Annotated in this window: 7 protein-coding genes; 2 read left to right on the forward strand and 5 right to left on the reverse strand. The window is 68.4% G+C overall.

All coding sequences use genetic code 11. The features are described from left to right. Window positions 1–16: 16 nt before the first annotated feature. Window positions 17–571 (forward strand): dTDP-4-dehydrorhamnose 3,5-epimerase, encoded by a 555-nt coding sequence (rfbC, locus tag VGI62_RS14595; protein ID WP_331505238.1) that lies wholly within the window; start codon window positions 17–19, stop codon window positions 569–571. Between the two features lie 51 nt (window positions 572–622). Here the strand turns inward: rfbC and VGI62_RS14600 are convergent, their stop codons facing one another. The 5 genes from VGI62_RS14600 to VGI62_RS14620 form a co-directional block, all read right to left on the reverse strand. Further along, window positions 623–835 (reverse strand): hypothetical protein, encoded by a 213-nt coding sequence (locus tag VGI62_RS14600; RefSeq protein ID WP_331505239.1) that lies wholly within the window; start codon window positions 833–835, stop codon window positions 623–625. A gap of 160 nt (window positions 836–995) precedes the next feature. Then, entirely contained in the window at window positions 996–2,153 is a 1,158-nt protein-coding gene (gene queG / locus VGI62_RS14605; protein WP_331505240.1) for a tRNA epoxyqueuosine(34) reductase QueG, read from the reverse strand. After that, the gene (locus VGI62_RS14610) at window positions 2,134–2,820 is read right to left on the reverse strand and encodes a glutathione S-transferase family protein (RefSeq protein ID WP_331505241.1); all 687 of its coding nucleotides are present in this window, start codon (window positions 2,818–2,820) and stop codon (window positions 2,134–2,136) included. Before VGI62_RS14610 ends, queG begins: the two co-directional genes overlap by 20 nt. Before the next feature lie 68 nt (window positions 2,821–2,888). Next, complete coding sequence (locus VGI62_RS14615; RefSeq protein WP_331505242.1) at window positions 2,889–3,851, reverse strand: cation diffusion facilitator family transporter; 963 nt, start codon at window positions 3,849–3,851, stop codon at window positions 2,889–2,891. Between the two features lie 56 nt (window positions 3,852–3,907). Further along, window positions 3,908–4,993, reverse strand: a complete 1,086-nt coding sequence (locus tag VGI62_RS14620; RefSeq protein ID WP_331505243.1) for a citrate synthase/methylcitrate synthase — start codon at window positions 4,991–4,993, stop codon at window positions 3,908–3,910. Between the two features lie 88 nt (window positions 4,994–5,081). Here VGI62_RS14620 and VGI62_RS14625 point away from each other — a divergent pair, with 88 nt between their 5' ends. Further along, the gene (locus VGI62_RS14625; RefSeq protein WP_331505244.1) at window positions 5,082–6,254 is read left to right on the forward strand and encodes a citrate synthase; all 1,173 of its coding nucleotides are present in this window, start codon (window positions 5,082–5,084) and stop codon (window positions 6,252–6,254) included. Window positions 6,255–6,269 lie beyond the last annotated feature (15 nt).

Consider the following 6,269-nt stretch of genomic DNA (forward strand, 5'->3'; position numbering starts at 1 on the left):
CTATCTTCAGGTCCACATGACGACGATCACGCCGCTGGCCTTGGCCGAAGTCCTGCTTATCACGCCCAAGCGCCATGGCGATGCCCGTGGCTGGTTCGCCGAAACGTGGAGCCGGGAGGCGCTTTCGAGGGCCGGCGTCGAGGCCGACTTCGTGCAGGACAACCAGGCGTTCAACGCCAAGGCCGGCACCGTCCGCGGCCTCCACTTCCAGCGCTCGCCGCATCCTCAGGCCAAGTTGGTCCGCGTGCTGAAGGGCGCCATTTATGACGTCGCGGTGGACGTCCGCCCGGGCTCGGCGACCTACGGAAAATGGGTCGGCGCCGAACTCACGGCCGAACTCGGCGAGCAGATCTTCGTGCCCCGCGGCTTCGCCCACGGCTACGTCACCCTCACCGATGACTGCGAGCTGTTCTACAAAGTCGACGGCCTCTATGCGCCCCAGACCGAGGGCGGCATCCTCTGGAACGATCCGGACCTGGCGATCCCCTGGCCGCTCAAAGGCGAGGCGATACTCTCCGACAAGGACAAGATCCTGCCGCGGCTCAAGGACATGCCGCCGGCGGCCTTCTAGCCCGCGCTCCTCATCGCCGCGCTCAGACGCCCAGAGCGGGAACCTCGTGGTTTAGCTCGGTCTGGCGCTACGGCATTCGATTTCGCGCGCGCTGGGACGGACGAAGGGCGCAACGCAAACGACCTGGCCGGCGGCAAGCACCGTCCAGGCCATTTCATGGTGATCGCCTTCGTCAAAGGACCCCCGCACCTGCGGCAGCGCCTGCGTCGCCCAGGCGACCGCAAGGCCCAGCCCGACGCCTACCGCAAAACCGACCGGCGACATGCCCGCCCCGTCGCATTCCCCATCGGCAGTGGGCCGGGTTCCATCTGTTTCGGCAATACGCGCGATACGGTCATTCGCCGATCGAGCGGCGATTTCGCACCCCATGCCGCGGATAGCCGTGGCATGAACGGCGATCGGCCCGGGGGTTATGGGGCGAAGCTCAATCCAAAACGCCTTCGCGGGGAGGAGCCGATGCGAACGCCGACCACTCGGCGATGACCTGGGCATCGGTTTCGGCTGAATGCGCCGCTCGCAACGCACCGAACGCATCCCCATCCACCAGTCGGCCGATCGCCCAGACGGCGGCGCCACGCACAAGCGGCGAGGGATCTGCCAGCAGCCGCTCTGCCTCCGCGGCCAGCGCGCGATCCCCGGAGTTACCGATCGCATAGAGCACATTGCGCAGGAACCGGTCGCGGCCGATGCGTTTGACCGGGTTCTTGGCGAACAACGCCCGGAAGCCCGCATCGTCCAGACGCGACAGATCGGCCAGCGACGGTGCGTGCAGGGCCTCACGCGCCTGCAGTTTCTGCTCCGCTGCGGCGGCGGCGAACTTGTTCCACGGACAGATCGCCAGACAGTCGTCGCAGCCATAGATGCGATTGCCCAGCGCCTCGCGGAACTCGCCAGGGATCGGCCCCTTCAGTTCTATGGTCAAGTAGGAGATGCAGCGCCGGGCGTCGAGCTGGAAGGGCGCGGGGAAGGCCCGCGTCGGGCAGATGTCCAGGCAGGCGTGGCAGGTCCCACAGTTCATCGTCTCAGGCGCGTCGGGCGTCAGTTCGAGGGTCGTCAGTATCGAGCCCAGGAATAGCCAGGACCCGAAGTCCTTTGAGACGAGGTTCGTATGTTTGCCCTGCCAGCCTGCGCCCGCCCGCTCGGCCAGCGGCTTCTCCAACAGCGGGGCTGTGTCGACGAACACCTTCACCTCGCCACCGAACCTTGCCTGCAGCCAACGGGCCAAGGTCTTGAGCCGGCCCTTGATCAGCTCGTGGTAGTCGTCGCCCTGGGCATAGACACTGATCGCGCCCTTGGTGGGATCCTGGAGAACGGCCAGCGGATCGTCAGGCGGACCATAGTTGACGCCGAGAACCATCGCCGAGCAGGCGTCAGCCCACATCGCCCGCGGGTGCGAGCGGCGATCGACCGTCTCGGCCAGCCAGGCCATCTCGCCATGCCGCCCGGCCTCGATGAATTCGGAGAGCCTGGCGCCGGCCGGCCAGGTTTCGGGGATCGTGGTGAAGCGGCAGATGTCGAAGCCAAGCTTCAGCGCTTCGGCGCGGATCAGGTCGCTGGCGGTGTCAGAAGTCGAGATCGTCATAGTGCTTGGCAGGCGTCAGGCCCGGCCAGCGGTCCAGCAGCAGGGGCCGGAAACACGGCCGAGATTTCAGCTTCATGTACCACGTCTTCACGGCCGGAGACCCGGACCAGGGCATGTCGCCGAAATAGTCGATCAGCGACAGATGGGCCGCGGCCGCGAAGTCGGCCAATGACAGCTTGCGCCCCGCCAGCCACTCGCGCTCCTGCAGGAGCTTTTCGATATAGAACATATGGCTGCGCAGCCCGTCGCGGCCCTGGCGCAGGTTGGCGAGGTCCGGCGCGCCCATTCCCAGCAGTCGCTTTTCCATTTTTTCGTGCAGGATGTAGCCGCCGGCCTCGAAGTCGAATTTGCGGTCGAACCATTGCATCAGCCGCCTGGCCTCCGCCCGCTCGGCGGCGTCTCGGCCCAGCAGTGGCGGCTCCGGCGATGTCTCTTCCAGGTGATCGAGGATGGCGCGGCTCTCGCAGATCACCAGGCGATCGTCACCGTCCTCTTCGACCAGCACCGGAAGCAGGCCCGACGGGTTCATGGCGGTCAGATCCTTCGGGCGCTCCCAGTAGCGGACTTGGACCTCCGTGAAGGCCAGCCGCTTTTCCCCCAGCGCCAGGCGCACCTGGCGCGAGGCGGGATCGAGCGGGAAGTGATGCAGGGTGCGCTTGAGTGACATGTCCGGCTTGCGGGAGCGGATCGAATCGTTGGTCCCAATGAACATCCGACGCGTTAAGGGCGCGTTTACTAGAGCGTTTTCTGGGTTTTGGCCCTGCCGATTTTTGTCTCAGCGAAGGCCCCGCCGTGCGGTTCCGCCCGGCCGCGCGGATCGGCATGGATAATGATGTCGGCCGAAGGGAATTCACCGAGCACGCGTTTCTCGGCTGCTACGATCACCTGGTGGGCCGCCTCCAGGGTGAGCTGTGGGTCGAGGTCGACATGCATCTGGATGTGGACGTAGGGGCCTGAGGCGCGCGTGCGCAACTGGTGGACGTCGGTCAGGCGGCGGTCTTCGGTCATCAGATCGACGATCCTGGCGCGCACCTCGTCGGGCAACTCGTGGTCCATCAGTTGGCCGGACGCCTCGCGGAAGACGCCGACCGCGCCCCAGAGCAGCAAGCCCGCGATGACCAGCGCCGCTATGGCGTCGAGCCGGCCGATCCCCAGCCAGGCGGTCGCTGCGATGCCGACCAGCGCGATCACGTTGGAAGCCAGGTCGGCGGCGTAATGCGCCCGGTCGCCAGACACCGCCACCGACGAGGTCTTTTTCAGCACGCGCCCCTGGGCTCCGATCAGCAGCGCCGTCAGGACGATGGACACAATCATCGCGGCGATCGCCCAGCGGCCCTCTTGGATCGGCCGCGGCGACATCAGTCCGGCGACCGCCTCGCGGGCAATCAGGGCGGCGGAGGCGAACACCAGCCCGGCCTGCACGAGGCTCGCGAAACCCTCGGCCTTTCCGTGACCGAACCGGTGCTCGGCGTCCGGCGGCGCGATTGCGTAGCGAACGGCGAAGAAGGTGGTGAGCGACGCCAAGAGGTCGAGGGCGGAATCGGCGGTGGAAGCCAAAAGAGCGATCGAGCCCGACGCCAGCCACGCAGCCACCTTGAGCGTCACCAAAACCGCGGCGATGGTGACCGAGTAGAGCGTCACGCGCCGGGTGAGGGCGGCGGTCTCGGGGGCGGCCATTCGGTGAGCGGTGGGAGTCATGCTCGGGGAAACTAGTGGCGCCGTCGCCCCAAGCCAGCGCGAACGACTCGCAGCTTCTAGGCCGCCCGCAAGGGCAGCGGTCCGATGTAGTGCGACTGCGGCCGGATCAAGCGGCCACCCACCAACTGCTCGCGGGCATGTGCGATCCAACCCGCGACGCGGCCGGTCGCGAAGACGCATGTGAAGGCCGAGGGCGGGTAGGCCAGCGCCTCGAGCAGCAGGGCGGTGTAGAACTCCACGTTGGTGTCGAGCGGCCGATTGGGCTTCCGCTCTTTCAGGATCGCCAGCGCCGCAGCCTCGACGGCTTCGGCGAAGGCGAGCCGTCCGGGCATGATGTCCGAGGCCTCGGTCAGCCGCCGCACGGCGGCCTTCAAGGCGTCGGCCCGCGGATCGCGCACCCGGTAGACCCGATGGCCGAAGCCCATCAGCCGCTCGCCATGCTCCAGCGCGTTCTCGATCCAGGCGCGCGCGTTTTCCGGCCGTCCGATGTCGTCCAGCATCTCGATGACCGGTCCCGGCGCCCCGCCGTGCAACGGTCCCTTAAGGGCGCTGATCCCACCCAGCACGGCCGAGGTCAGCCCAGCTCGCGTCGAGGCGATCACACGGGCGGCAAAGGTCGAGGCGTTCAGTCCGTGGTCGCTGACAGTGACCAGATAGGTGTCGAGCGCGTCGGCCTCGGCGCGGCTGGGCGCCTTGCCACGCAGCATCCGCATCGTATCCGCCGCGTGGCTGAGGCCAGGGTCCGGCCGAATCGGCGCCTCGCCGGCCTGGGCGCGGACGACGGCGGCGGTGAAGACCGCCGGCGCCGCGGTCAGCCGCAGGGCGACGGCCAGGTCGTCGCCATCGGCAAGCCGGGCGGTCAGCGCGCGCACGGCCTCGATCGGCGTACGGTCCAGGAGGCCGGTATCCAGCGCCGAAACCTCGGCGAACACGTCGAGCCGCGCCGCGCCCAGCGCAGGGGCCAGCTCCGCCGGCAGATCGTCGAAGAAGCCATCCCAGAGCAGACGCATCACCTCCTCGTACGTCGCCCGGCCGGCCAGCTCGTCCAGCGACTGGCCGCGGATGATCAGCCGCCCGGCCTGCCCGTCCACATCCGAAAGCACGGTGTCCGCGGCGACGACGCCTTCCAATCCGTCCGACATGGCAATCCTCCAAAGCTCGCTTGCTGTTCGCCAAAAAAGCCGTCAACTTGATCACGTCAATCTTGATCAATATAATCAATGTATTCTCATGACTTCGCCTGATTGGATCGCTGCCGAGGAGGCCCGGGACCGCCTGGGGGTTCGCCCGCAGACGCTCTACGCCTACGTCAGCCGTGGCCGGGTTCAGGTTCGCGCCGATCCTGGCGACCCGCGCCGCAGCCTCTACCGCGCCGCCGACATTGCCGCCCTGGCGCTGCGTAAGACACGCAGCCGCAAGGTCTCCGACGTCGCCGCCGGCGCCATTGCCTGGGGCGAGCCGGTGCTGGCCTCTGAGATCACCACCGTGGCCGGGGAGCGGCTGTTCTACCGCGGCCGCGACGCCATCCGTCTGGCGGAGAGCGAGACCCTGGAGTCCGTGGCTCGCCTATTGCGCGGTGGTCACGGCGCGGCCCTGAAGCGCACGGAGCGTCCTGCTCCGCCGCAACATCCGGACATGCGCACGCGGGCCTACCTGGCGCTCGCCGCCCGGGCCGGCTCCGACCCCCCCGCGCGCGGCCGCAACGCCCTGGTGCTGGCCGTGGAGGCCGCGACCCTGCTCGACGTTCTGGCCGATGCGGTGGCCGGGGAGGTCGGGGGCGGGGCGATCCACAATCGCCTGTCGCTTGCCTGGGGGCTCGGGCCCGGCGGTCCGGGCGCCGACCTGATCCGGCGCATATTGGTGCTCGTGGCCGACCACGAGTTGAACCCCTCGGCCTTCGCGGCCCGGGTGGCGGCGTCTACGGGGGCTTCCCTCTCGGCGTCCGCGCTGGCCGGACTGGCGACCTTGTCAGGCCCCCGCCATGGCGGCGCGACGGCGGCGGTTCGCACCTTCGCCGCAGAGGCCGCCCAGCTCGGACCCCGTCAGGCGATCGCCAATCGACTCGTTGAGGACCGCGTCCTGCCGGGCTTCGGCCACATGCTTTACCCGGAACACGACCCGCGCGCCGCCGCGCTTTTGGAGCGCTTCACGCCGCCGCCGGAGTTGCAGGCGCTTCGCCAGGCGGTGCTGGCGGTCGCGGGCCTCGCGCCCAATGTCGATTTTGCCTTGATGGCCGCATGCGAAGCCTTGCGCTTGCCGCCTGACGCGCCCTTTGCGCTTTTCTCCGTGGCCCGCTGCGCCGGCTGGATCGCCCACGCCATCGAGCAGGGTCAGGCCGACACGCCGATCCGGCCGCGGGCCCGTTACGTGGGGCCCGAACCGGAATTCATCCCCCCTGGCTAGGGAAGGAAGGCCGGG

It is taken from the genome of Phenylobacterium sp. (assembly GCF_036495085.1).
GTDB lineage: Bacteria > Pseudomonadota > Alphaproteobacteria > Caulobacterales > Caulobacteraceae > Phenylobacterium.